The organism is Nonomuraea sp. NPDC004702, assembly GCF_053601695.1.
In genome coordinates, this window is record NZ_JBSGCE010000021.1 from 113,878 (window position 1) to 137,751 (window position 23,874).

23 protein-coding genes are annotated in these 23,874 nt (G+C 71.6%); 7 read left to right on the plus strand and 16 right to left on the minus strand.

Annotation, left to right across the window (positions count from 1 at the left end; translation table 11 throughout):
* The first annotated feature begins 58 nt into the window (after window positions 1-58).
* Window positions 59-1,093, plus strand: coding sequence for an alpha/beta fold hydrolase (locus tag ACWEJ6_RS25895; RefSeq protein ID WP_452426791.1), 1,035 nt, complete (start codon window positions 59-61; stop codon window positions 1,091-1,093).
* Here the strand turns inward: ACWEJ6_RS25895 and ACWEJ6_RS25900 are convergent.
* On the minus strand, window positions 977-1,882 hold the full coding sequence (locus tag ACWEJ6_RS25900; RefSeq protein ID WP_452426793.1) for a MerR family transcriptional regulator: 906 nt from the start codon (window positions 1,880-1,882) through the stop codon (window positions 977-979). The two genes, ACWEJ6_RS25895 and ACWEJ6_RS25900, sit on opposite strands and share 117 nt — an antisense overlap.
* A gap of 22 nt (window positions 1,883-1,904) precedes the next feature.
* Window positions 1,905-2,714, minus strand: a complete 810-nt coding sequence (locus ACWEJ6_RS25905; protein WP_452426795.1) for an alpha/beta fold hydrolase — start codon at window positions 2,712-2,714, stop codon at window positions 1,905-1,907.
* A 172-nt stretch (window positions 2,715-2,886) separates the two neighbouring features.
* Here ACWEJ6_RS25905 and ACWEJ6_RS25910 point away from each other — a divergent pair, with 172 nt between their 5' ends.
* A complete protein-coding gene (locus ACWEJ6_RS25910; protein ID WP_397162916.1) occupies window positions 2,887-3,204 on the plus strand; it encodes a hypothetical protein in 318 nt (105 codons plus the stop codon).
* Between the two features lie 13 nt (window positions 3,205-3,217).
* Here the strand turns inward: ACWEJ6_RS25910 and ACWEJ6_RS25915 are convergent, their stop codons facing one another.
* Genes ACWEJ6_RS25915 through ACWEJ6_RS25925 form a run of 3 tightly spaced genes read right to left on the minus strand, consistent with a single transcriptional unit; the run spans window position 3,218 to window position 6,116 of the window.
* Complete coding sequence (locus tag ACWEJ6_RS25915; RefSeq protein WP_452426797.1) at window positions 3,218-4,543, minus strand: serine/threonine-protein kinase; 1,326 nt, start codon at window positions 4,541-4,543, stop codon at window positions 3,218-3,220.
* Window positions 4,540-5,037, minus strand: coding sequence for a helix-turn-helix domain-containing protein (locus ACWEJ6_RS25920; RefSeq protein ID WP_452426799.1), 498 nt, complete (start codon window positions 5,035-5,037; stop codon window positions 4,540-4,542). The genes ACWEJ6_RS25915 and ACWEJ6_RS25920 overlap by 4 nt, the downstream gene beginning before the upstream one ends.
* Window positions 5,034-6,116: a DUF2867 domain-containing protein gene (locus ACWEJ6_RS25925; RefSeq protein WP_452426801.1), complete on the minus strand. Its 1,083-nt coding sequence runs from the start codon at window positions 6,114-6,116 to the stop codon at window positions 5,034-5,036. The genes ACWEJ6_RS25920 and ACWEJ6_RS25925 overlap by 4 nt, the downstream gene beginning before the upstream one ends.
* Before the next feature lie 82 nt (window positions 6,117-6,198).
* On the opposite strand from ACWEJ6_RS25925, the gene ACWEJ6_RS25930 reads away from it, so the two are divergent.
* Together ACWEJ6_RS25930 and ACWEJ6_RS25935 are read left to right on the plus strand one after the other, a co-directional pair.
* Entirely contained in the window at window positions 6,199-6,837 is a 639-nt protein-coding gene (locus ACWEJ6_RS25930) for a TetR/AcrR family transcriptional regulator (RefSeq protein ID WP_452426803.1), read from the plus strand.
* The gene (locus tag ACWEJ6_RS25935; RefSeq protein ID WP_452426805.1) at window positions 6,825-7,583 is read left to right on the plus strand and encodes a class I SAM-dependent methyltransferase; all 759 of its coding nucleotides are present in this window, start codon (window positions 6,825-6,827) and stop codon (window positions 7,581-7,583) included. Before ACWEJ6_RS25930 ends, ACWEJ6_RS25935 begins: the two co-directional genes overlap by 13 nt.
* Before the next feature lie 31 nt (window positions 7,584-7,614).
* Here ACWEJ6_RS25935 and ACWEJ6_RS25940 read toward each other — a convergent pair whose 3' ends face one another.
* Window positions 7,615-9,294: a YncE family protein gene (locus tag ACWEJ6_RS25940; protein ID WP_452426807.1), complete on the minus strand. Its 1,680-nt coding sequence runs from the start codon at window positions 9,292-9,294 to the stop codon at window positions 7,615-7,617.
* Window positions 9,295-9,547: 253 nt separating this feature from the next.
* Between ACWEJ6_RS25940 and ACWEJ6_RS25945 the strand changes: the two genes are divergently transcribed.
* Window positions 9,548-10,774: a cytochrome P450 gene (locus ACWEJ6_RS25945; RefSeq protein WP_452426809.1), complete on the plus strand. Its 1,227-nt coding sequence runs from the start codon at window positions 9,548-9,550 to the stop codon at window positions 10,772-10,774.
* 51 nt (window positions 10,775-10,825) lie between these two features.
* On the opposite strand, the gene ACWEJ6_RS25950 is transcribed toward ACWEJ6_RS25945, so the two are convergent.
* From ACWEJ6_RS25950 to ACWEJ6_RS25995, 10 genes are all read right to left on the minus strand, one after another.
* On the minus strand, window positions 10,826-12,085 hold the full coding sequence (locus ACWEJ6_RS25950; RefSeq protein ID WP_452426811.1) for an MFS transporter: 1,260 nt from the start codon (window positions 12,083-12,085) through the stop codon (window positions 10,826-10,828).
* Between the two features lie 46 nt (window positions 12,086-12,131).
* Entirely contained in the window at window positions 12,132-13,259 is a 1,128-nt protein-coding gene (locus ACWEJ6_RS25955) for a hypothetical protein (protein WP_452426813.1), read from the minus strand.
* Between the two features lie 140 nt (window positions 13,260-13,399).
* Window positions 13,400-13,543, minus strand: a complete 144-nt coding sequence (locus ACWEJ6_RS25960) for a hypothetical protein (protein ID WP_452426815.1) — start codon at window positions 13,541-13,543, stop codon at window positions 13,400-13,402.
* Between the two features lie 140 nt (window positions 13,544-13,683).
* A complete protein-coding gene (locus ACWEJ6_RS25965; protein ID WP_387680711.1) occupies window positions 13,684-13,827 on the minus strand; it encodes a hypothetical protein in 144 nt (47 codons plus the stop codon).
* Between the two features lie 59 nt (window positions 13,828-13,886).
* Entirely contained in the window at window positions 13,887-14,333 is a 447-nt protein-coding gene (locus ACWEJ6_RS25970) for a S26 family signal peptidase (protein ID WP_452426817.1), read from the minus strand.
* Entirely contained in the window at window positions 14,330-16,144 is a 1,815-nt protein-coding gene (locus ACWEJ6_RS25975) for an ABC transporter ATP-binding protein (protein WP_452426819.1), read from the minus strand. The genes ACWEJ6_RS25970 and ACWEJ6_RS25975 overlap by 4 nt, the downstream gene beginning before the upstream one ends.
* Window positions 16,145-16,148: 4 nt before the next feature.
* Window positions 16,149-16,643 carry a thioredoxin family protein gene (locus ACWEJ6_RS25980; RefSeq protein WP_452426821.1) on the minus strand — a complete coding sequence of 165 codons (495 nt, stop codon included), beginning with the start codon at window positions 16,641-16,643 and terminating at the stop codon, window positions 16,149-16,151.
* Between the two features lie 577 nt (window positions 16,644-17,220).
* Window positions 17,221-18,213 carry a helix-turn-helix domain-containing protein gene (locus tag ACWEJ6_RS25985; RefSeq protein WP_452426823.1) on the minus strand — a complete coding sequence of 331 codons (993 nt, stop codon included), beginning with the start codon at window positions 18,211-18,213 and terminating at the stop codon, window positions 17,221-17,223.
* Between the two features lie 299 nt (window positions 18,214-18,512).
* Entirely contained in the window at window positions 18,513-20,786 is a 2,274-nt protein-coding gene (locus ACWEJ6_RS25990; RefSeq protein ID WP_452426825.1) for an alpha/beta fold hydrolase, read from the minus strand.
* A complete protein-coding gene (locus ACWEJ6_RS25995) occupies window positions 20,783-21,766 on the minus strand; it encodes an ABC transporter ATP-binding protein (RefSeq protein ID WP_452426827.1) in 984 nt (327 codons plus the stop codon). Before ACWEJ6_RS25995 ends, ACWEJ6_RS25990 begins: the two co-directional genes overlap by 4 nt.
* A gap of 155 nt (window positions 21,767-21,921) precedes the next feature.
* On the opposite strand from ACWEJ6_RS25995, the gene ACWEJ6_RS26000 reads away from it, so the two are divergent.
* The gene (locus ACWEJ6_RS26000) at window positions 21,922-23,166 is read left to right on the plus strand and encodes a sensor histidine kinase (protein WP_452426829.1); all 1,245 of its coding nucleotides are present in this window, start codon (window positions 21,922-21,924) and stop codon (window positions 23,164-23,166) included.
* On the plus strand, window positions 23,151-23,858 hold the full coding sequence (locus ACWEJ6_RS26005) for a response regulator (protein ID WP_452426831.1): 708 nt from the start codon (window positions 23,151-23,153) through the stop codon (window positions 23,856-23,858). The genes ACWEJ6_RS26000 and ACWEJ6_RS26005 overlap by 16 nt, the downstream gene beginning before the upstream one ends.
* The last annotated feature ends 16 nt before the right edge of the window (window positions 23,859-23,874 follow it).

Below are 23,874 nucleotides of genomic sequence, written 5' to 3' on the forward strand. Positions count from 1 at the left end.
CACTGATCGACGGCAGCACCGGCCGTCGACCCCGCCACTCTCCTCAGGACAGGACCACATGACCACCGCTCCACGGCCGTCGCCGGGCCGTCTCGCCCGATCCGCGCGCACGGCCGCGACCGTCGCGCTCGCCCTCCTGCTCCCGCTCGCCGCCACGGCCTGTTCGACGCCCGCCGCCGCTCCCCCGCCCGCCGCCTCCCACACCACCGCCACCCAGGACGACCCGCGCTTCGGCACGACGTTCCGGCACGAGTTCGCCGACGTGGACGGCGTGCGCATGCACTACGTGAAGGGCGGGACCGGCACGCCGGTGGTGCTGATCCACGGCTGGCCCCAGACCTGGTACGGCTGGTGGCCGATCATGCCGGACCTGGCCCGGCACCACACCGTCTACGCCGTGGACCTGCCGGGGCTCGGCGACAGCGAAGGCTCGCCCACCGGCTACGACAAGGCCACGCTGGCGCGGTACGTGCACCAGCTGATCGCCGGGCGGCTCGGGATCAGGGACGCCGCCGTCGTCGGCCACGACTTCGGCGCCGCGGTGGCGTTCCAGTACGCGAGCCGGTTCCCCGCCGACACCGCCCGCCTGGGTTACCTGGACCTGCCGCTGCCCGGCCCGGCCGTCGACGCGGCCACGTACCGGTCGCTGAGCTGGCACATCGCCTTCCACTCCCAGCGCCGGGTGCCCGAGGCGGTGGTGGGCGACGACGTCCGCGAGTACCTGGCGCTGTTCTACCCCCAGGTCTCCTACGGCGGAACGGCGTTCGGCGGCACCTCGCAGCGGTCCCCGTTCAGCGAGGCCGAGATCACCGAGTACGCCCGCACCTACAGCCGGCCGCAGGCCCTGTCGGGCGGCTTCGAGCTCTACCGCGCCCTGGACCAGGACGTGCGCGACACGACGGCGGCGGCGCCGGTACGCGTCCCGGCGCTGCTCATGACCGCCCAGGGGCAGCTCGACGCGATCCGGGCCACGGTGTCACCGCGCCTGACCAGGATCGTCCGCGCGGTGGACGTCCCGCGCGCCGGGCACTGGCTCGTCGAGGAGAACCCCGGTTTCGTCACCGCGGAGCTGGAGCGGTTCCTCGACGGCTGACCCGGCCGACGACCAGGACGGCGGGTCCACCCGTTCGAGCTTGCTCCAGCCGGTCCAGCCCCGCCGGCGCAGCAGCTCGATCAGCCGGCGGGCGGGCGGGACGGCGTCGAACGCCAGGGCGTCCATCAACCGGACGAACTGCGGCTCCACGTCGAGGTCGTCGACGTAGCCCTCGTCCCGCTCGCCGGTCAGCCGCGAGAGGCAGGCGGCCAGCTCGTCGGCCAGCTCCTCCAGCCGAGGGTCGTCGGCGGACCGGGTGAGGGCCTGGCCCAGGTTGCGGAAGAAGCCGACGAAGTCCGGGTCGTCGAGCTGCTCGCGTTTGCCGGCCATCCACTCCGGCACGCGTCCGGGCGAGTGCGCGGCCAGCAGGATCCAGCCGTCGCGTTCGGCCTGGACGATGTGGTCGTCCACGCCGAGTGACCGCAGCCGGTCGAGGTAGCCGACGACCTCCGGCGGCAGCGCCAGGCCGTCCCCGGCGGCCAGCCGGGCGATCCGCGCCCGGTGGCGCCGCTGCCGCCGGATCTCCGCGCGCAGCCGCCGGTCGATGTCGGCGAGCGCGGCGGCGAACTCCTCCTCGCCGGCCCGCAGCAGCTCCCGCACCCGCGCGAGCGGCACCCCGGCCTCGGCGAGGGTGCGGATCCTGATCAGCTCGACCGCGGCGGCGGCGTCGTACCTGCGGTAGCCGTGGCGGTCGCGCTCGGGCTCGGGCAGCAGTCCCTTGGCGTGGTAGTGCCGCACCGCCCGCACGGTCACCCCCGCGTACGAGGCCAGTTCGCCGATGGTCAGCATGGGACCAGCCTTCCAGAGGTCGTCAAGAAGCCGCCTGCCGGATGATCCGGGCGATCTCGGTGGCGTGCGTGAAGACCAGCCCGTGGTCGGCGTCGAGCCACGTCGTGGCGATGCGCGGCTGTCGCCGGACGAGCCGCTCGATCCCGGCCCGCCAGTTGCGGTTGAACCGCGCGGCGGGGCCGCCGCCCTCGCCGGCCATCGAGGTCGACATGATCATGCTGATCGGCCGGTCGATCAGGGGGTACCGGGACAGGATCTCGGACCGGACCACGTCGATCTCGACGTTCAGGTCGAGGATCTGGCGCGCGGTGAGCAGCACCTGGCGCGGGGTGCCGCGCCGGGCCTGCTGCCGCGCGGCCAGCTCCGCCCACATCGCCCGGAACGCCGGCAGGACATCCTCGGTGAGGAACGGCTCGGGCACCGGGTTCGCCCCGTCGATCAGGACGAGCCCGGCGACGCCCCCGGGATGCCGGGCGGCGTGGTGCACGGCCAGGTCGGCCCCCAGCGAGTACCCCACGAGCACGGGGGGCTCGCCGAGGCCGAGCCGGCCCACCCGGGCCATCACGGCGTCCAGGTCGCCGAGGAACGCCTCGAAGGAGTACCGGTCCGCGGCCGGGGTGCGGCCGTGGCCGCGCAGGTCGAAGGTCACCACGTCGTGGTCGCGCCGCAGCAGCTCGATCAGCTCGCCGAGGTCGGCCCGGGTCGCGTTCAGCCCGGGGCACAGCACCAGCGGGCGGCCCCGTCCGCCGCGGGACAGCGGGATCGTGAGGCCGTCGTGGTGGGCGGTCAGCTCGCCGGACGGCGAGCGGTTCGTACTGGTCGGAGAGGTCATGCCCCCATGCTGGGACATTGACCCTGCGTCAGGGGAAGAGCGCCGGACACGGCCCGGGAACGCGAGTTCTCCCGGTTCGCCATGATCCTGCTAGCCTGATCGCCGTTTCTGCCGGAGTGCCGGAGCCGAGCCGCTCGGCCCGCGCCGCCATGGAGTCTGGGGCCGACTGACGATGAGCGCGGAAGAGGATTTCCAGCAGGTCGGCGCCGAGCTGGCCGACCTGGGGGTGCGGGTCTCCAGGATGATGGGGAGGCCGGCGCTCAAGGATCAGGCGGGCAAGGTGTTCGCCAGCCTGCAGCGTGACGGCGCGATGGTGTTCCGGCTGGTCAGGGACACCCCTGAGCACGCGGCCGCGCTGGAGCTGGCCGGGGCGTGCCTGTTCGACCCCTCGGGCACGGGCAGGGTGGTCAAGGACTGGGTGGTCGTGCCGCACTCCTCGGCCGAGCAGTGGACGGATCTGGCCGAGGCCGCCCTCAGCCGGCCCCGCTGACCGGCGGGCGCCCCTACGACGGGTGTGCCCGGCGCCTCGACTCCCAGGCCCAACCGGCCGTGAGCACCAGGACGGACGTGATCACGATCAACGGGATCACCCAGATCCGGTCACCACGCTCGACGTCGGCAATGGCCAGGAGCACGGCGATGCCGTCGAAGGCGAGCGCCACGGCGCCGATCCCGGCGAGGAACCCGGCGGCGCCCCCGGCGATCGCGACGGTCGTCCCGGTGAGCGGCGCCAGGAGCCGGGCGACCCGGGCGCACAGCAGGCCGGCCAGGCCGGCGTCCAGGACGAGGACCGCGGCCAGGGCGGCGCCCCAACGGTGTCCCGTCACCAGCGAGCTCAGGTAACCCCAGGGGTCGCCGGCCTCGACGAGGCCGAGGGCCTTCGTGAGACCGAGCGCAGCGAGCACGCCGACGGCCGCCGTCAGCACCGTGACGGCCCTGCGCTGCCACCCCCGCGCGGGGATCCCGGCCGACGGCAGGACCTTGGTGCGGTCGCCGGCCTCGTCCCGGCCCGGCTGCTGCTCGCCGAGCAGGGCCAGCGCCTCCTCGACGGTCGGCCTGCCGCGCGGCTCCTTGTCGAGCAGCCGGGCGATGAGCGGCGCGAGCCGCCCGGCCCGGCGTGGCGGCGGGGGCTCCGCCAGCAGGACGGCGGTCAGCGTCGCCGGCTGGGTGTCGCGACGGAACGGCGAGACGCCCTCGACGGCCTGGTAGAGGGTCACGCCGAGGGAGAACAGGTCACTGGCCGGGAGCCCGTCGGTGCCGCGCAACCGTTCGGGGGCCGTGTACTCGGGTGAGCCGACGAGCATCCCGGCGGTCGTCAGGGCGGTGTCGGCGGTGTGGACGGCGATGCCGAAGTCGGTGAGCAGCACCTTGCCGTCCGCGGCGAGCATGACGTTGGCCGGCTTGACGTCGCGATGCACGATGCCGGCCCGGTGCGCCGCGCCGAGCGCCGCCAGCAGCCCGGCGGCCAGCTGTGCGGCGCGGTCCACCGGCAACGGCCCGTGCGTGTCGAGGTGCTCCTGCAGTGACCGGCCCTCGACCAGCTCCATCACGATCCAGGGCAGCCCGTCCTGGACGACGTCGTGGACGGCGACGACGTTCTCGTGCGCCCGCAGCCGGACGGCGTTGCGCGCCTCGCGCGCGGTGCGCTCCAGCCGCCTGTCCTGCTCCGCCTGCGGCAGGCCGGGCGGCAGCCGCAGTTCCTTGATCGCCACCTCGACGTCCAGGACGTGGTCGTGGGCGCGCCAGACCTGCCCGAACCCGCCCGCGCCAAGAAGGGCGACCAGCCGGTAACGCCCGCCGACCAGGTGACCAGGCTGTGCCGATGTCATGACCATCCGCCCTCTTGCCCTGCATGTCGGTGATCACAATAGCCACCGGACGGGGTGGCCGGCGGGTCACGTGACGATCGGAGTTCGCCGGGGTCGAGGCGGGCGCGCAGGGCGCTGGGCGTCTCGGCGAGGTGCTTGCGGACCGTCCGGGTCAGGTGCGCGTGGTCGGCGAAGCCGTACATGGTGGCCGGCTCGGCGAGCTGGGCGCCGCCGTCGGCCAGGTGCTCCTGCACGGCCCGCACCCTCAGTTCGTTGCGGTACTCGCTGATCGTGCGCCCGGTGACGTGCCGGAAGATCCTGCCGACGTGCTTGAGCGCTTCCTGCACGGCCAGGGCCATGCGGCGGTGGATCACCCGCGTCGGGGGCGGCGCGCCGGGGCCGGGCCGCTCGGTCCGGGGCGGGAGAGCCGCCGGCAGGCTCCGCACCCGTTCACCCACCTCCAGGGGGTCGGCGCCCTTCCTGCAGGCGGACAGCAGCTCGCGTTCGCTGGTCACGTAGCCGCCGGCCGCGTCGAGGAAGGAGTCCCGCGGGTCATCCGCGCGGCGGCGTCCCGGAGCAGCCCGGGAGCCAGCCGGCGATGGATCGCCGACAGGGGCGGCCACACGACGCGCCCGAGGCGCCGGTCATGGCGCAGGAGGGTGGTCAGCGACACCTGCCCGTCCGCCGCCCGGACGACGAGGTTGGCGGTCAGGAACCAGGACGCGGTCTCCAGCCGGATCCAGTCGTCGCCCCGCGCGGCGATCCGCCACCCGGCCACGGTGGCGGGCGAGCGGCCGCGGGCGAGCCGGAGCCCCAGGAGACCTCGCCAGATGAACCGCTCCCCCGCGCTGGGCACGTCGCCGAACATCGCCCGCGCCCACAGCTCCGCCGTCGCCCCGGCCTCGGTGTCGACGGCGTTCACGGTGAGGGCGAAGTGGTCGGCGTAGTCGACGACGGGCAAGGAGCTCAGCGCGCGGACGGACGGCGGGATGCCGCCCGTCCCGACGACGGACTCCAGGACGCCCGCGTCGCGCTCCCGCCAGGCGCGCTCCAGCCGCCGGACGAAGGCCGGCAGGACGAGGGTCCGGCGGAACGGCGTGATGGCGGCCATGTAGCAGCGTCCCAGCAGGCCGTTGGGGCGCACGAGGACGGCCATGCGCAGCTCGTGCCCGCCGGCGGCCGGCGCCCATGCCAGGTGCATCACCGCGTGCACGGTGCGGTTCGCCAGCTCCAGCGCGCATTCGTCGTCCAGGGCGTAGACCGGGGAGAAGGGCGCCAGGCCGGCGTCGGAGTCGTGCGGGGCCCGGCGCAGGTCGGCCGGCAGGCGCTCGCGCAACGACGGGACGCGCCTTCCGACGCCCGCCGACGCCCTGTCCCAGCCGAACAGGGCGCCCAGCTTCCAGCGCGCCGCGAGCAGCAGCCGCACCGGCAGGGGGCCGCCGCTGGAGTCGCGCAACGCGGCGAGCACGGCGGAGAAGTCCTCCCGTCCGGCGCCGGGGGTCCGGATCACCCAGACGTCCTCCAGCTCGAAATCTGCGGCGATGTCATGGATGCGCCAGGGCCGTCCGGTGTGGGCGGCGTTCGCCAGCCTCATGAACCCTCCTTATCTATACGCTGCCGTATATACTGAGGTTAGCCACAGTTATACGGTGGCGTATACATATGTTCCGAGTGAGGTGGCACACACTGTGGGCGCGGTCCGTACGACACGGGAAGGGTGGATCGAGGAGGGGTTGCGGGCGCTGGCCGCCGGCGGCCCCGACGCGGTGCGCGTGGAGGCGCTGGCCAAGCGGCTCGGCGTCACCAAGGGCGGGTTCTACGGGTACTTCGCCGACCGGGAGGCACTGCTTGAGGCGATGCTGGACACCTGGGAGCGGGAGAGCACCGACGAGGTGATCGAGCGCGTCGAACGCGAGGGCGGCGACCCGCGGACCAAGATCCAGCGCGCCGGCGTGCTCACCTTCTCCGACGACCGCCTGCTGCCCATCGACCTCGCCGTCCGTGACTGGGCCAGGCGCGACGAGGCGGTCGCCGAACGCCTGCGGCGGGTGGACAACCGGCGCATGGCGCTGCTGCGCGAGATGATCGGCAGCTTCTGCGCCGACCCCGAGGAGGTCGAGGCCCGCAGCCTCCTGGCCTTCTGCGTGGCGATCGGCGAACACTTCCTGGCCGCCGACCACGGCGGCCGCACCCGGGCCCAGGTGCTCACCCGGGCGGCCGCCCTGCTGCTCGACAGGACGGACGGCCAGCCGGGGCCGGCGGACGGGCCGCATCTCCGCGCCCCCGGGACATGCGGGCCAGAATGGCCCCTATGACGACCATGCCCGAGAACCGCGTCGCGGACTCGCCCGAGAGCAACGCCTACGACGCGATCGCCGAAGGTTACACGGCCGAGAACGAGACCAGCCTGGTGAACGCGTACTACGAGCGGCCCGCGATGCTGGAGCTCGCCGGGGACGTGACCGGCCGGCACATCCTCGACGCCGGGTGCGGCTCGGGCCCCCTGTTCGCCGAGCTGCGCGATCGGGGCGCCGTCGTGACCGGCGTCGACGCGAGCGCCGGGATGCTGGAGATGGCCCGGCGGAGGCTGGGCCCCGAGGCGGACCTGCGGGTCGCCGACCTGGCCGGCCCGCTGCCCTTCCCCGACGACGCCTTCGACGACGTCATCGCGTCGCTGGTGCTGCACTACCTGGAGGACTGGGGGCCGGCGCTGGCCGAGCTGCGACGCGTGCTGCGGCCCGGCGGCCGGCTCCTCGTCTCGGTCGAGCACCCCTTCGTCATCACCCTCACGCAGCACAAGGCCGGGGAGAAGCCGGTTTACTTCGGAACCCGCAACCGGGTCGAGGAGTGGACCATGGGCGGGCAGACCAGCCGGCTGAGCTTCTGGGACCGCCCGCTGCACGCGATGACCGAAGCCTTCACCGCGGCGGGTTTCCGCATCAGCGTGATCAGTGAACCGCCGTACGCGCCGGAGGCCCGCGAGCTGTTCCCCGACGAGCTCCGCGAGATCTCCGGCGCGCGGTTCCTATGCTTCCTGTTCTTCGTCCTGGAAGCCGCCTGAAGCGCCCGGCGTCAGGACGTCGCGCGGGCCGCTAGCGGACGGCGACCACGTGGGTGGTGCGCGCCGGCCCCACGTCCGAGTTGCCCGCCAGGTCGACGGTGTAGGTGTGCTCACCGGCCGCGGCCGGCGTGTCGGAGAAGCTGAACGTCCCGTCGGGGGTGGGGACCAGTTTCGCCACGCTCTTCGAGGTGACGGCGCCGTCCGGGCCGACGACCCGCAGCGAGACGGTGACGGTCGTCCGCGGGAAGGTGATGCCGTCGGCGCCGAAGGTGCCGCTGAACGTGAGGCGCGTGCCGACGCGGCCCGTCGCCGGTCCGGTCACGGTGAGCGTCGGCTCGTACGGGCCCACCGTGACGGTCACCGAGGAGCCGCTCCCCCGGAACCATGAGTTGCCCGGCCAGTACACCTGATACTTGTACGCCCCGGTGGACGGCGGCGTGTCGGTGAACCGGTAGGTCCCGTCCGCCGCCGTGGTGACCTCCTCGAACGGCCTGGAGGTGCCGTCGGGGAGCCAGCGGTACAGTTCGAGCGTCTGCACGCCGGGCGGCAGTCCGCTGCTCAGCGTGACCCGTCCGGTGAAGGCCGACTCCTGGAGCGTGGTCACCTTGGCGGGAGCCGTCAGGGTGAGCGTGGAGGAGTGGTAGGGCGAGGGCGGCAGCCGCCAGAGGTGCATGCGGCCGGTGCCGGGCTCCTTCAGGACCGCGAAGGTGACGGTGCCGTAGAACTCGACGCTGCCCGCCACCACGGTCTTCCCCTGGTGGGCGGCCGTGTAGATGACCTCCGAGGTGGTCGCGTCGTACACCACGAGCTCGGCCGCGTCGCCTGCCTGGGAGTTCCAGCCGCCCACGACGTAGGCGTCGTTCGGGCTGGCCCCGACGGCGACGGGGACGCCCTGGTCGCCGAATCCGTTGTCGGCGTAGGCGCGGCCCCGCGTCAGGGCCGCCGTGTCCCAGGCGTCGAACCGGCGGGTGTCGTTCAGCGCCGACAGCGCCGTCGCGCCGTGCTCGGCGAGCGCGAGATCGCGCAGGGCCGGCAGGCCGTTCGCGTCCCCCCGGATCTCGCCGCTCGACGTGGGCGGCGTGGTGCTGATGTCGTACACCTTGACCGTGGCGGGGCTGACCCCGGACTCCCCCGCCACCAGCGTGTTCCCGGCGACGGCGACGAGCGGGGCACCGGTCGTGGCCGGCCCGACCCGGACGAGGGTGGGGGTCGCCGCCGACGTGACGAGGCCGAGGACGCCTCCTCCGCCCGCTCCGCCGCAGCCGAACCCGATCCACAGCCGGTCGTACTCCTGCGCCAGGCTCGACGGGCACGGGTACGCGGTGAGGTCGATGCGCCTGCTGATGGCAAGGGTGGTGCTGTCGATCTCGATCACCTCGTTCGAGCCGCGCAGCGCCGCGTACACCTTCCTGCCGTCCTCCGGCGAGGCCAGGGCGACGGCGCCGGACAGGCCGGGGATCGTGCCGACGACCTTGCCGTCGGTGGAGGTGACCACGATCCGGTCGCCGGCGGCGACGAAGACCTTCCTGTTGCGCGCCACCACGTCGCCGCCCTCCCCGGCGACGCCGAGGTCGGAGACGGTCGCGGCGTCCGCGGCGGTCGCGGCGGTGGGCGTCTGGGTGACGAGCAGGGCCGCCGCCAGGAGCAGGGGCCCGGCCCACGCGACTAATCGGCGGGGCAGAGGAGCACGGGCAGAGGTCGATGTGCGCACAGGCACTCCGTTCTGGAGACGTCCCGGCATGACTGCGGGGCTCGCCTCCGTTGACGATCTTCAATAATCGAACACATATTCGCATAGTGGCGGGTTATCGTCCAGAGCACTTCGATCACGGAGCTCCTCGAAGCAGGCGCTTGACTTACCAGGGCGCGCGTCGGTTACTGGACATGACAACGGCGAGCGCGGGTGCGTCAGGCGGGAAGTCGATGAGCGCCGTCCGGGCCAGGCAAGGGGAAGGAACACCGTCATGACGGCCGCCCCAGATCAGGACATGTCCGGCTCGTTGCCCGAGTTCCCCGGTGTCAGGGCGGCGACGTGCCCGTTCGACCCGCCGCCGGCCCTGCAGGCGCTCCGGCAGGACGCGCCGCTGACCCGGGCACGGCTGCGCGACGGCGGCACCGTGTGGCTGGTCACCGGCTACGCCGAGCAGAAGGCGGTGCTGAGCCATCCGCAGGTCAGCTCCGACGTCACCCGGCCCGGCTACCCGCTGCCGGTCCTGGCGCCCAACCGGCCCGACAGCGCGATCAGCTTCGTCTTCATGGACGACCCCGAGCACCACCGGCTGCGCCGCATGGTGCAAGGGGCGTTCACCGTCAAGCGGGTCGAGACCATGCGCCCGGCCGTCCAGCGCATCGTCGACCGTCTCATCGACGACCTGCTGGCGGGGCCGAGGCCGGTGGACTTGGTGGAGGCGTTCGCGCTGCCGGTGCCGTCGCTGGTGATCTGCGAGCTGCTCGGCGTCCCGTACGCCGACCACGGCTTCTTCCAGGACAACAGCCAGATCATCGTCAAGCGGGACGTGTCGGTCGAGGACCGGACGGCCGCGGGCGGGCGGCTGCGGCAGTACCTGGACGGGCTCGTCGGCGACAAGCTCGTCCGCCCCGGCGACGACCTGCTGTCCCAGGTGGCCGCCCGGGTCACGGCGGGTGAGCTGACCAGGCAGGAGGCGGCCCAGATGGGCGTGCTGCTGCTCGTGGCCGGCCACGAGACCACCGCCAACATGATCGCCCTCGGCACCCTCGCGCTGCTCCGGCATCCCGGCCAGCTCGCCCTGCTGCGCGGGAGCGACGACGCCGAGCTGATCGCGGGCGCGGTGGAGGAGCTGCTGCGCTACCTGAACATCACCCACGGCGGACGCCGCCGGGTGGCCAAGGAGGACATCGAGATCGGCGGCCAGGTCATCCGCGCGGGCGAGGGCATCATCGTGGCCAACGACATCGGCAACCGCGACCCCGAGATCTTCCCCGCCCCCGACGAGCTGGACGTGCGCCGCGACGCCCGCCGGCACGTGGCCTTCGGCTTCGGCGTCCACCAGTGCCTGGGCCAGCCCCTGGCCCGGCTGGAGCTGCAGGTCGCCTACGGCACGCTCTACAGGCGCATCCCCACCCTGGCCCTGGCCACCGACTTCGAGAAGATCCCCTTCAAGCACGACGGCCAGGTGTACGGGGTGTACGAGCTCCCCGTGACCTGGTGACCGCACCAGCTCCGCGCCCCCCGCCGGGGAAGGGCGTCAGCCCTTGCGTCCTCAGGAACGAGACCTCACGGCCGACAGGCCGCCTCGCAGGGCGACGGCCAGGAGCACGGTGGCGGCGACGTACAGGCAGAGCTCCACGGTCGAACGAAGGCCGGCAGCCGTTCCCATGACTCCACCGGCCGCCGCTCCGATCGCCGTGCCGAGCTCAAGAACGAGGGCGCCGACGGCCATCGATCTCGCGACCGCGTCCGACGGGACGGATACGGGTATCGCCGACATCATGAGGACGACGAAGACGCTGCCGCCGACGCTGCCGACCAGTTCGTAGGCACCGCAGCCCAGCGCCCCGGACAAGCCCTTGTCCGCGAACACGAGGAATCCCGTCGCCCCCGTGGCCAGAGCGCCCGCCACGAACGCCGCCCGGTTCCTGCCGAGCCTGGTCTCCCAGAAGGAGGCGGTGGCGGATCCGATGAGGCCGCCCGCCGCTCCGGTGGCCAGGATGACCGCGTACGCGTCGGCCGACAGGCCGAGATCACGCGTCGCGTACAAGGGGAGCAGGGCGATGACAGCACCGTTGATCAGGCAGATGAGCGCGGCGCCCGCCAAATAGACCCGGATGTCCCCACGGAACACGTGCCGGAAGCCTTGAAGGCCCCGGTCCGGCACTCTCGCCTGGGTGCGCGGCAGGGCCCGCCGACGGAGCGGCAGGGTCAGAAGGGCCGACACGAAATAGCTGAGCGCGTCCACGACCAGCACCAAGGGCATCGCCAGGAACTGGAGGAGAAGACCGAAGATCCCGGGTCCGGCGATGGTGGAGAGGTGCGCGACCCCGGCCATCGCCCCGTTGGCCTTGGTCAGCCGGCCAGGATCGACGAGATCCAGGACAACAGGCGCGGAGAAGGACCCGAACGCCCCGGACAACCCGGCGATGATCGAGACCAGGGCGATGAGCCCCGGGATCGACAGGTCGTGGGAGACGGCCAGGAGAGTGACGGCGACGACGCACAGACCGGACGTCACCTCGATGGCCGCCAGGGCAGTGACACGCGAGCGTGAGCGCTCAACCAGGACGGCGGCCAGGAGCCGTCCGGCGACCCGTGAGACGAACGGGACGGCGACCAGCAGCCCCATCTGTGTGGCGCTCGCCCCCATCCACGTCGCGGCGATGAGCGGGGTGGCCGTCGCCGTGATGGACGAACCGATCTGCGATTGCGCCCGGGCGGCGAGATAACCGAGGAATGGCAGGTTCCTGGTAAGAGGTGCGGAGCCTTGGGACCTTTCGCCTTGAGCTGGGACATCGGGGAGGGTCATGCCGGCTTCGATTCTCTTTCACGACTCCTGGTCACGGCCAGGCGGATCACCGGCTCCGGACCGGCAGGCTGAGCACTCTGCACTGATCGAAGCTCAGCACGCAGCAGTCACCGTCGATGTCCTCGTCGTTGACACCGTCGGGATGCGGTGTCCCGTCATCCGCCGGTCTCGACAGATCGATCTCACTTCCGTCGTCCAGAGTGACGATGCCGCCCGTCGCGATGAGATCGAAATGAACGTCGCAGCGGTAGTCGACGATCTGGAACGGCTGATTGTGTTCTCCGAAGCCGACATGAACGCCAGGAAAACGTTCGTTGATGTGGGAGTTGAGCGGAACGAGCCGGTCGATGCCGGCGTTGGTGCCGAAGCCCAGCTCCCCCACGCGGCGCGCGTGCGGAACGGCCCAGCACATCTCGATCAGTTCGGCGACCTGGGCATCGTCGCAGGAAAAGTCCACAGCCTGCCCTTCCACGATGTCGACGGTCACGGGACGGGCGCCGAGGCGCGCATCCAGCGTCGTGTAAATGTTGGCGTTGAAGGCGGCGTCGGCGACCAGGCGTCCATTGATGCGGGCCGGATAGGTCGCGAGCTCGCCGGCGGGCAGCACCAGAAAGGCGCCCTTCCTGAGGGTGCCCCGGTTACTGGTCCAGGTGAAACGTGCCTGATCGAGTTCGATTTCCAGGTGCGTGCCATGCGAGGTCCTGATGGTGACCTTCCGCGCCTTCCGCAGACGCCCGTACAGCGAGGCGTTGTACGCGCTCAGTTCCGCGGGCGTGGTGTTGAAGGCATGGGAGAAGAGCTCGGGACCGGCGTTGGTGACGCGTACGACATCGCAACGGTCATCGCCGAGCAGGTCCTGGGCTTCCCGCAGAACGGCGAAGTGGGACACGCTGTTCTTCTCCAGCGTGAGAATCACCACCCTGTTGGACCGGCGCGTCGAGGGGAGCAGCGCCTCGCGCAGGCGGGGGACCAGAGAGGGGTCCTCCATGGGTCGCATGGCGAGCGCGACAGGCGACAGCCCGCGTTCCTCCGCCGCGACCAGGATCCAGGCCGCGGGCGGGCGGCATTCGGCCGTGTAGAGAATCACCAGCTGATCGGCAGCCGAGATTCGCAGATAGGAGTCCAGAAGCGCCGACACGCCGGCCCATGCCTCCGCAGTGACTACCGCAGCCACCGAGGCCACCTCCGTAGTGAGTGAACTGCACTTGTTGACGGTCGGCCGAGCAGGCAGGGCACCTCTCGGGCCGGTCGGCGGACCGGCCCGAGAGAGCTACGCGCGCAGGCTCGGCGAGAAAGCGAGAACGCCTGCCCGGCTCACCGGCTACGCGGCGGAATGGCGATGTTGTAGGTGGCGAGCGGGAAACCGGCGCTCCCCGAGAAAACGGCGTGCTCGGAGCTCTCCGGCTCTTCGAGCCGCAGCAGAGCATCCTGGATCTGGACTGTACGGTTGCTCGTCATGTGAAGCCTTTCTCGTCCATGGAGAGGAATCCGGCAGCGCCGGCACGCCGGCCCGCGCCTCCGCAGTGACTACCGCAGCCACCGAGGCCACCTCCGTAGTGAATGAACTGCACTTGTTGACGTGAACGCGCCTGCCCGGCTCACCGGCTACGCGGCGGAATGGCGATGTTGTAGGTGGCGAGCGGGAAACCGGCGCTCCCCGAGAAAACGGCGTGCTCCGAGCTCTCCGGCTCTTCGAGCCGCAGCAGAGCATCCTGGATCTGGACTGTACGGTTGCTCATCATGTGAAACCTCTCTCTTCAATCGGTTGCGGGTTGTTCGGTCATCAGGCAAAGGGACGCTGTCAGCGGTTCAACCGCCTGATCACCGTCGCCCTTATGCTTTCCAGCGGTATGAAGCCGAGCTGCCGCGAATCCATGCTGTGCGCGGGATTGTCGCCCAATATGAGCGTGTGCCCTTCAGGCACGATCTCGCCCGGCAGAATGACCTGGTTTTTCGGTATGACGTCACAGCGGATCCCGTCGGGGACGACGTCACCCGCCACGGCGACGACGCGCTTGACCAGCCAGCCCGTGTCCACCTCCGGACGCGGATGCCGCAGGACGACGACCTGGCCCGCCTGAAGTGCGTCCTGCGGACGCCGGCGACGTGCGAGCAGCCGGTCTCCCGGCCGGTAGCTCGGCAACATGCTGACCCCGGACACGACCGCGATCATTCGATGCCGCCGTAACAGCACGTAGCCGAGAACGAGGGCCGGCCCTGCCAGGACCGCCACAGCAAGGACGATCATCCGGGTACCGTCTCGTGGTAACCCGCGGCCTGCAGGTTGAACAGACGGGCGTAGATGCCGTCCAGGCTGATCAGCTCGTTGTGCGTCCCGCACTCGGCGATGCCGCCATCGGCCAGCACCGCGAGCATGTCCGCGTCGCGAACCGCGCTCAGGCGATGCGAGATCAGGATGCTGGTGGATCCCTTGCGGTACTCCCGGAGGCCGGCGTGGATGTCGTGTTCCGCCGCCGCGTCGAGGCCCGAGCTCGGTTCGTCGAGAATGAGCAGGTCCCGGCCTTCTCGCACCAGCGACCGGGCGACCGCGACTCGTTGCGCCTGGCCACCGGAGAGACGTACGCCCTCCGAGTCGTCGGAGGCGAGGAAGAATCGGGTGAGCAGGTTGTCGTAACCCTTCGGCAGGGCGGCCAGCGTCTGGTGAACGCCCGCTCGCCTGGCCGACTCCTCGATCAGCGCACGGTCATCGATCTTCTCGATGTCCCCGACGCCTATGTTCTCGGCAGCCGAGAGGTCATATTCCATGAAGTCCTGGAAGACGGCCGAGATTCTGGAACGCAGGATCTTCACGTCGATCTCGCGGGTGTCGACGCCGTTCCACAGGATCGTGCCTTCGGTGGGCTCGTAGAACCTGCACAGCAGCTTGACCAGGGTGCTCTTCCCGGAGCCGTTCTCGCCAACCAGCCCGAGGCTGCTGCCGAAGGGAATGGTCAGGTTGATGCCGCGAAGCACCCACGGATGGTCAGGGCCGTACCGGAACCACACGTCTTTGAATTCGATGTGATCAAGGGCGGCCGGCAAGTTCCTGATCTCGGCCTGAGATTCCGCCGGAAGGGAGACGATCTCCCGGTAGTGCCCGAAGAGGGTCAACTGCTGGTACGCGGAGGCGATCAGCGACACCAGGGCGGAAAGGCCTGCCTGCACGCCGGCGATGGAGGCGACGTACATGGTGATGTCGCCGAGGGTGAGCCGTCCGTTCAGTGCTTGCGCGGCCGTCCACACCAGCCCCGCTCCGGCGGTCAATGCCCCCAGGACTCCGAGCCCGAACTGAACCCGAAGGGTCGCCCTGTCCATGCGCCTTTTCTCTTCGTCGATCGCCCGCCGCTCGTTGAGCATCCTCATGTGGAAGAAGTCGCCCAGGCCGAACAGGCGGACCTCCTTCGCCGCCGCGGTGGTGGAGATCAGCTGGCTGTAGGCGATCTCCCGCCTCTCGGTGGGGCTCATCCGCCAGATCCGGACGGCATGCCGCTTGGCCAGCGAGATCTCCGCCAGCAACATGGGCACGGCTCCGACGATCGTCGCCGCGGCCATCATCGGGCTGATCAGCAGCAGGGACACGGCGAACCCGCCGATGGTGAGCGATCCGGCGAACAGTCCGAGCGCCGCCTGGAACACCTGGCTCGGCGTGTTCCCGCCGGCCTGCGCCGCGAGCCGGAGCTGATCGAGGAACTTGGGGTCCTCGAACTTGGAGAGCCCGGAGATGTTGTTCACCGCACGATGGATGGTGTCCTGTGCGTACAGGTTGACCCTTCTGTCGTGCTCAGCGTCGCAGTACCGGCGCAGCGCCGCGGATCCGGACATCAGCAGACCGAGGAACGCGAGGAACCCGGCCAGCAGGAGCACCGTCGACACCTGAGCCCCGTGGGTCAGCCGGTCGAGCAGCAGCTTGGTCAGCCAGGCCATCGAGATGGGGATGAGGGCTGAGAGTAGGGCGAGAACGGTGATCGAGGTCGCCCAGGGCGCTCCCGCCCGCCAGGCGAGGGAGATGGCCGGCAGGGCGTTCCTCACGGGCGTTGCGCTGCTCATCTTCTTCCACATGTGCCTAGCCCAGAGCGCCTTCCGCGACTTGGGGAAGGCCGAAGTCGGCGATCTTCCCGCTGACCACAGTGATGAAAGTGGGCGTGCTGGTGACCCCGAAAGCGGTGGAGATCGCCCCTCGAACGGGCTCGACGGCCACGTCGCCGACGGACTCGAGCCGGCCCAGGTCTTCGACGGCGTCGGCGTCCGTCGTCAGCATGACGGTCAGCGTCGGGGTCTCCGAGGAGCTCGCGAACTCCATATAGGTCGGCAGAATCTCCTTACAAGGTCCGCAGGTCGGCGACATGAAGGCGACCACCGTGCCGTCCTGCAGGGAGCCGGCGGTCACCACCTTGTTCCGGGTGGTCACCGCGGAGAAGTCGTCGATCGTGTCGCCCACCGCGAGACGCGCCGGCTGTTGCGCGGACTCGGAAAGCTGCCGCAGGCGCCGAATCACCCCGAAGAGAAGAAGGAGGTTGAAGAGAGAAAGAGCACTCAGGAGGCCAATGGCCACATTCATATAAAGCAAGTTCCAGCTCTCCTGTGAAGTGCGGCCGCCGGGGCGGCCTGTGCGATCCGGGCCCGAGGTCGGATCCGCCGGGAAAGGCGGCTCCGTTGGCCCTGACGGATGTTCCGTCAGAGCCGACGGAGCTCACCGATCGTGCCGGCGGCTATCGGATCCTCAGCAGTCCCAGCCGCACTGGCGACCGCCCACGCTGATCATGCAGCAGGTCCGGTACCCGCAGTTGTTGCCTTCGCCGCAGATGGGGACCTGCTCGCAGATCCGGGGACATCCCGCGTGGACAGTGGTCCGAGGAACGAACAGCACAAGGAGCTTGTCGCTCAGCTTCTGTATGACTTTGGTCATGACATTCCTCCAGATTGAGATGCGACTCATGCGCCAGACTTTTTCTGGCGCACATGACCCGGCCGGCGATCGTCATGAGTCCGAGCGGATATGCGCTGCGGAAGCGGCCCGATGGAGTGGCTTGACGTTCATCACCATGCCGCACGCACGAAGTGCGGGTCATTGGCCGGGCCTGCGGACATCCTTGGCAAATTGTGCAGCAGCCTCGGCTTTCCGAGGTCGGGCGAGATCAGTTCTCCCGGTGTGACAGCCGGCGATAGTGGCCAGGCGGCACGCCGTAGGCGGCGCGGAAGGCGCGGCTGAAGGTGGTCGGATCGGTAAAGCCCCAGCGTGCGGCGATGGTATGGACGGGATAGCCGCGCAGCCTCGGGTCGGCCAGGTCCCGGCGGCAGCGTTCCAGGCGAAGGTGCCGGATCCAGGCCGCCGGGGTCCGGTCGTACTCGGCGAACAGCTCGTACAACTGCCGTACCGAGATCTGTGCGGCGGCGGCGACGGCCTCGGCGCCGAGCGCCGGATCGGCGAGATTTCGCTGGATGAAGTCGTCGATCTGGAACCTGAGCCGGCGTCGGCGGGCCTCGGAGCTGTCATGCAGAGCGCTGTTCAGGTGCGGGGCCAGTGCGGCGGCCAGCAATGTGATGGTGACCGAGGTCAAGGTGGAAACGTCGTCGTGGGTGAAGTAGCCGGGATCCCGTACGAGTCCGGTCACCCAGCGGGCGAAGACCGCGCCCATGCCGTGCCGCGTGTCGAAGGGGACCGCGGTCAGCCGGTCGGCCACGTTCGACGGGAGGGGCATCATCAGGCGGGGGATCTGGAACGTGAGTGTCGAGTGCGGTGCGCTCGCCCGATCGCACCTGCGCCAGCCCTCGTAGGGGCGTGAGGTGTCGAGCATCACGAATTGCCCGGCGGTCATGGCGGCCTGCCGTCCCGCCTGGGACAACCCCCCGTCACCGGCGAGGAAGAGATTGATGTTGTACGCCTCCGGATCGAACTGCCTGATCAGCGACGTCGGCCGGCGTACCTGGATGGGGCCGTGGTTCAGCATGGCCACCTGCACGCCCTGCAGCTCCAGCACCCGTCCGGGAAGAACGGGTTCACCGGGTTCGTCGCTGTGAATGAGTGAAGGCGCGAGGTCCAGAACCCCTTGCTGCTGCCAGCGCGCCTGCGCGGCATTCGCGGAGCGGCTTTCCGCGGACCTGTCCGCGCCGAAATCATCAATGTGCACGCCGTTCCCTTCCGGTTAATCGGTCATGACATTCACGGAATCGCACACGTAGAAGCTGCTGGGCCCAGCGGGCGTCAGTCAAACAAATATGTGCGCGAAAAGGCGTGGCGCCGCGTAATCGGCCACCTCTGTTCGCCGTCCTGAGCACGACGCCCCCGCCGGCTGCGACCAGCCAGTCGAGATTCTGCTCAAAAACAAGCGGACACGCGCAAGGAGCCGGGCGCGACGGCCCGCGCTGCGTCCCTCCGGCGTGCCCGCGTGAGCCGTGCCGGCTCCGGCGCGGGCCCCGGTGCCCGTGGTCATCCGGTGGCCGGGCAGGTGGTGCCGGGCGGCGGGAGTCTCAGGCTCGTCAGGTAGCGGTTGACGTGGGCGGTGACGCAGCCGGTGTCGCCGTAGAGGTAGAGCATGTGGCCGTGCCCCTCGTACCGGACGCTGGACGAGCCCGGCACCGGGCGGACGATCTCCGCGACCTCGTCGTGGTCCGTCCAGCTGCCGACCCCCAGGAACGGCGTCAGGCCGCGGGCGGGCAGCGGCGCCGGCGGGTTGGTGACGGGCGCGGGCCAGCCGACGCAGGCCAGCGGCCACCAGGCCCGTTGCCCGGCGAAGTCCGGCGACAGCTCCGCCGCCCTCCGGAGCGCCTCGCGGTAGGCGGCGTAGCTGCCGTATCCCGCGCCGTCCAGGCAGTGCGTCATGTTCTGCCCGGCGAGCGAGGGCACCTTGGGGCTGCCCGACGACTGCCGCACGTAGTCGGCGAACCCCGAGGCGTCGCCGCCGGCGGCCTTGTCGATCGCGGCGGCGAGCTGGACCCAGCGCGGCACGTCGGGTTCCCGGCCCGGCGAGGTGAAGCTGGGGGCGGCGGCGACCTTCAGGTCGAACCCGGTGTAGGCGGCCCCGGACGGATCGTTCTTCACCGGCACCGGTGAGCGGTCCGCGGCGGTCACCAGCCCGCGCCACACCTCGCCGACGTCCCGGCCGTGCAGGGCACAGGACGTGGCCGTGCGGCACCAGGCGGCGAACCGCCGCAGCTGCCGCTCGGCCCGCGCGTACATGCGGGGCTCGCCGGCCGCGGTGTCCTCGGCGTGGCCGGCGGCGCCGTCCATGACCATGGCGCGGACGCGGGAGGGGAACAGGCGGGCGTAGGCCGTCGCGGGGCGGCCGCCGTAGGAGTTGGCGAGGAAGCTCAGCCGGTCCTCGCCCAGCGCGACGCGGACGGCCTCGATGTCGCGGGCGACGGAGGCCGAGTCCATGTGGTCGAAGAGCTCCAGATCGGCGGCGCGGCACCGCTGGGCGTGCTCGCGGTTCGTCCGGGCGAGGGCGGCGTACTCGGAGCGGTCGCGCGGCAGGGTGATCCACGGACCGGTGGTCAGGCATGCGTACGGCAGCACGCCGCCGGGTTCGACCGTGTTGCGCGGGGCGAGGCTGACGACGTCGAAGCGGTCACGCAACGGCGTGAACTTCCCGTGGAACTGCTTCAGGTCGTCGATGCCCGACGCTCCGGGGCCGCCGGGGACGGAGAAGAGCGTGCCGATCCGGCGTGCGCCGCCGGAGGCGGGCAGGAGGCCGAGCGGGACGGCGATCTTCCGTCCGGCCGGTTTGCTCCAGTCCACGGGCACCTGGACGGAGGCGCACCGCATGTCCCGGGGGGCGTCCTTGTCCGCGCACGGCCGCCAGACCAGGGAGGAAGGTCCGGCGTCCGTCGCGTCGCCGACGGCGGGCACCGCCACCAGGCCCGCCAGGAGCGCCGCGGCGGCGCCGACGGCCAGGACCCTGCGCGTGCCGCCCTTCGACGCGGTGACCGCGGCGCCCGCCGTCAGCGCGGCGGCGAGGTAGGCGAGCAGCAGCGCGGCCGCCGCCGGCGGAGACAGCAGGCCGCCGCCCACCCCGGCGATCTGGCCCGGCAGGTTCTCGATCATGTACGACCCGGCCCGCGCCCGCAGCGGCGACGGCAGGGTCTGGGCGGCGACCGGGAGCACCAGGAAGATCATGACGAGCGCGACCAGGCTCCCGGGGGTGGACCGCAGCGCCGCGCCCACCCCCAGCCCGATCAGCGCCACGGCCGCCATGGACAGCCCGGCGGCCACCACCGAGGTGAGCACCCCGGGGTCGGAGAGCGGTGTGCCCAGGGTCCGCCCGTCGAGCAGCACCTGACCGGCGCGCTCGCCGAGCACGGCCTGGGCGGCCAGGTGCATGGCGAAGGCCAGCAGCTGACCGGCGACCAGGGTGACGGCAGCCAGTCCGGGAACCTTGGCGAACAGGAACAGCTGCCGCCGGGGCACCGCCACCAGGCTCGTCCTGATCATGCCGGTGGCGTACTCGGAGGTGATGGTGAGGGCGCCCAGCGTGCCGAACACGAAGTAGGCGACCGGCAGGCCGGTGCCCAGGCCGTTGCCGATGCCGGTGAAGCGCAGCCGCTCCTCGGCCGTCTGGTGGTCGAACCCCCGTCCCATCAGGTACGCCACCCCGGCGCAGGCCAGCACGGCGAGCAGGGAGACGGCCAGCAGGTACGCGTTCGAGCGCAGTGAGCGCAGCTTGAGCCATTCGGCGGCGACGGCGTCCGTCGTCGGGGCCGTCATCGGGCCGCCTCCGCGGTGACGGGGCGGGCGCCGTACTCGACGCTGTCCTCGGTGAGCTCCAGGAACGCCTCCTCCAGCGACGCGCCGCGCGGGGTCAGCTCACGCAGCGCGATCCCGGCCCGCAGCGCCAGGTCGCCGATCACACCGGCCTCCAGCCCCCGGACGGACAGGCCCTGGACGGGCAGGCCGCCGGTCCCGGCCGGGTCGTGCGCGGGCGGGTCGTGCGCGGGCGGGTCCGCGGGCTCGGCGGTGACGGTCGCGCCGTGCCCGCGCAGGATCTCCGCCAGCCGTTCCGGGTCGGTGGCGCGCACCAGGACGTCGCGCTGGAACCGGGCGGCGAGCGCGTCCGTCGTGGTGTCGGCGATCAGCCGGCCGCGTCCGACGACGACGACGTGGTCGGCGGTGAGCGCCAGCTCGTTCATCAGATGGCTGGACAGCAGGACGGCACGGCCCTGGGCGGCGAGCGAGCGGAGCAGGTCGCGGATCCAGCGGATGCCCTCCGGGTCCAGCCCGTTCAGCGGCTCGTCGAACATCAGCGCCTTGGGATCGCCCAGCAGCGCCGCCGCGATGCCCAGCCGCTGCTTCATGCCGAGGGAGAACCCGCCGATCCGCCGGTCCGCGACGTCCTCCAGCCCGACCTGGCCGAGGACGGCGGCCACCCGCCGCGGGCCGAGGCCGTTGCTGCGGGCCAGGCAGCCGAGATGGGCGCGGGCCGTGCGGCCGCCGTGCACCGCCCCGGCGTCGAGCAGCGCCCCCAGCGTGTGCATGGGCCGGCGCAGCGACGCGTAGGGGCGGCCGTCCACCAGCGCCGCGCCGGCGGCGGGCGTCTCCAGCCCGAGCACCGCGCGCATGGTCGTGGACTTCCCGGCGCCGTTCGGGCCCAGGAATCCGGTCACCAGGCCCGGTCTCACGGTGAAGGTCAGGTCGTCCACGGCGAGTGTGCGGCCGTAGCGCATGGTCAGTCCTCTTACCTCGATCACGTCTCCCCCTCGTCGGCTGGTCTCGTCGAGCCTGGCGAGCCGCGGCTGCCGCCTCCATGGGTGCGCGCCCACCTGCCGGGGTGGGAAATCGCCACCCGGGGGGTGGGGCCGGCCCCACCGCCTTCTGCTCGCCGATTGGGCAGACTGCATCTGTGATGGCAAGACGACCCTCGCCCGGCGGGCCGGCGTGGCGGGTGGTGACCGGACTGGCGGCGTACGCGCTGAACGCGGTGACCGGCCTGGCGCTGAACGCCGTCACCGGCGTGGCCGCGCTGGCGCTGCTCGTCCTGGTGCCGGTGAGCGCCGTCCTGGTGCCGGTGGCCGGTCTCGGGCGGGGGCCGCTCGGCCGGCTGCTCGCGGCCGCCCGCCGCCTGGCCGGGTTCCAGCGCCGCTGGGCAGGCCGGACGCTCGGCCTGGACGGCGACGGCGACGGCGACGGCGACGGCGACGGCGACGGCGACGGCGACGGCGACGGGACCAGCACAGGGACCAGCGACGGGGACGGCGGCGGCAGGTGGCGGGAGCTGGCCTGGCTGGCCGTGCACGGCGTCACCGGACCTGCCCCGTTGGTGGCGGTGTGGGCGATGTTGTCCGCCCTGGACTACGTCTTCCTCCGGCTGCGGCCGGCCGAGACGAGCCTGCTCAACACGTTCGCCCTGAGCATGTCCACCGTGGCCATCGCCGTGGTGGTGCTCCTGGCCGTCCCGCTGTTCCGTACCGGGCAGGCGCGGCTGGCGCGGCGGCTGCTGGACGCGCGGCCCACGCCGGACACGCGGATCCGGGAGCTGACCGCGTCCCGGGCCGCGCTGGTCGACGCGCGCGCGGCCGAGCTGCGCCGCATCGAACGCGACCTGCACGACGGCGCGCAGGCCAAGCTGATCGCCATCCGCATGCACCTGGGGCTGGCCCGCGGCTCCGGCGACCCGGACGAGACCCTGCGGATGATCGACGAGGCCCGCGAGATCGCCGGCCAGGCGCTGAGCGACCTGCGCGACCTGGTGCGCGGCATCCATCCTCCCGTGCTGACCGACCGCGGCCTGGCCGGCGCCATCGAGGCGTCCGCGCTGCTGTGCCCGATGCCGGTCGAGATCGACATCGACCTGCCCGGCCGCCCGCAGCCGCCGGTGGAGTCCGCCGTGTACTTCGCCGCGGCCGAGGCGCTGACCAACGTGACCAAGCACAGCGGCGCCTCCCGCGCCTGGGTGCGGCTGCGGCACACCGCCGGCGTGCTCCGGCTGACCGTGGGCGACGACGGCGGGGGCCCGGTCCGCCGCGACCGGGGCACCGGCGTGCGCGGCATCGAGGACCGCCTGTCCGCCTTCGACGGCTCGCTCACCGTCAGCAGCCTTCCCGGCGGCCCGACCGAACTGACCATGGAGGTCCCGTGCGCGTTGTCATAGCCGAAGATCTCGCGCTGCTGCGGGACGGCCTGGTCCGCCTGCTGTCGGCGCACGGCTGCACCGTCGTGGAGGCGGTGGACAACGGGCCCATGCTGCTGGCGGCGCTGGTCCGGCACCGTCCCGACGTGTCGGTGATCGACGTGCGGCTGCCGCCCGGCTTCACCGACGAGGGCCTGCGCGCCGCGCTGGAGGCGCGCGCCCGGGTGCCGGGGCTGCCGGTGCTGATCCTGTCGCAGTACGTGGAGCAGCTGTACGCCAGGGAGTTGTTGTCCGACCGCTCCGGCGGGGTCGGCTACCTGCTGAAGGACCGGGTGGGCGACGTCGACCGGTTCGTCGAGGCGGTGCGCCAGGTGGCCGCCGGCGGCACCGCGATGGACCCGGAGGTCGTCTCCCAGTTGCTGACCCGCCGCGACAGGGACGAGCCGCTGGCCGCGCTGACGCCCCGCGAGCGTGAGGTGCTGACGCTCATGGCGGAGGGCCTGTCCAACCTGGCCATCGCCGCCCATTTCCAGGTCACCGACAAGGCGGTCGGCAAGCACACGAACAACATCTTCGCCAAGCTCGGCCTGCCTCCCTCCGACGACCACAACCGGCGCGTCATGGCGGTGCTGACCTACCTGCAGGCCGTGCCCGCCGCGCCGAGATCAACGGGCCCGGCCGCGCATGAGAGGATTTCCCCGCAAGACGGGTGAATCCTGGACGGAAAGG